The sequence below is a fragment of the Streptomyces sp. NPDC020362 genome (assembly GCF_040642095.1).
Lineage (GTDB): Bacteria > Actinomycetota > Actinomycetes > Streptomycetales > Streptomycetaceae > Streptomyces.
On sequence record NZ_JBFAET010000475.1, the window covers coordinates 1 to 1,551 of the forward strand.

Annotated in this window: 1 protein-coding gene; it reads left to right on the forward strand. The window is 74.4% G+C overall.

What is annotated here, in order from left to right; genetic code table 11:
• Positions 1-1,551: type I polyketide synthase (locus AB0H32_RS48330; RefSeq protein WP_361136117.1), on the forward strand; the 1,551-nt coding region annotated here is incomplete at both ends.

Sequence of the window (1,551 nt, forward strand, 5' to 3'; positions counted from 1 at the left end):
GAGGAGACGGAGGCGGCGGTCCGTGTGCTGCCCGCCGCGCTCGCGTCCGGTGAGCCGCAGTTCGCGGTCCGCGGCGGGGAGGTGTTCGTACCGCGCCTGGTGAAGGCCACCGGGATGGCCACCGGCACGCCGGACTTCGGCGCGGGCCCCGTCCTGCTGACCGGTGCGTCCGGTGCGCTGGGCGGGCTCGTCGCCCGGCACCTGGTCGCCGAGCACGCAGTGCGCAGCCTGCTGCTGGTCAGCCGGCGCGGCGCGGAGGCCCCCGGCGCGGTCGAGCTGGAGGCCGAACTGGTTGCGTTGGGCGCCGAGGTGCGCTGGGCGGCCTGCGACGTGGCCGACCGGGACGCCCTCGCCGAGGTGCTGGCCGGCACGCCGGTGACTGCCGTGGTGCACGCGGCCGGCGTGCTCGACGACGGCGTGATCACCGCGCTCACCCCGGAGCGCATGGAGAAGGTGCTGCGCCCGAAGGTCGACGCTGTGCTCAACCTCCATGAGCTGACGAGCGGCCTGTCGGCGTTCGTCGTCTTCTCCTCGGTGTCCGGAATCCTGGGCAGCGCGGGACAGGGCAACTACGCGGCGGCGAACACCTTCCTCGACGCCTTCGCCGAATCCCGCCGCGCCCGGGGGCTTCCCGCCACGTCGCTGGCGTGGGGCCTGTGGGAGCAGGGCAGCGGCATGGCCGGCCGGCTCGACCAGACGGACCACACCCGGCTCAAGCGGGTGGGCCTGGCCCCGATGGCCGTCGACGAAGGACTGCGGCTGTTCGACGCGGCGCTGACCCTGGACCGGGCCGCCGTCGCCCCGCTCCGGCTCGACCTGGGCGGGCTGCAGGGCACGGTGCCGCCGGTCCTGCGAGGGCTGCGCGGCCCGGTACGGGGCACCGCGCGGCGCACGGCGCAGACCGCGCCGAAGGGATCGCTGGGCCGACGGCTGGCCGGGCTGTCCGAGGTCGAGCGCGAGCAGGTGGTGCTGGACCTGGTGCGCACCGAGGTGGCCGCCGTGCTCGGCCACGCCTCGGCCCAGGCCGTCCAGCCGGAACACGCGTTCCAGGACGCCGGTTTCGACTCGCTCACCTCGGTGGAACTGCGCAACCGGCTGAACACGGCGACCGGGCTGCGGCTCCCCGCGACCATGGTCTTCGACCACCCCACGCCCGTCGCGCTCTCCCGCTTCCTGCTGGCCGAGACGCTGGGCGTCCAGGAGCGGGCCGAGGCAGCGGTCGCCGCGGTGACCGGGACGGACGAGCCGATCGCGATCGTGGGCATGGCCTGCCGGTTCCCCGGTGACGTGCGGTCGCCCGAAGAACTGTGGCGTCTCGTCGCCTCCGGCGGCGACGCGATCTCTGGTTTCCCCGAGGACCGCGGCTGGGATGTCGAGAACCTCTACCACCCGGACCCCGACCTCTCCGGCAAGTCCTACGTGCGCCACGGCGGCTTCCTCCACGAGGCTGCCGAGTTCGACCCGGCCTTCTTCGGGATCTCGCCGCGCGAGGCGCTGGCGATGGACCCGCAGCAGCGGTTGCTGCTGGAGACGTCGTGGGAGGCGTTCGAG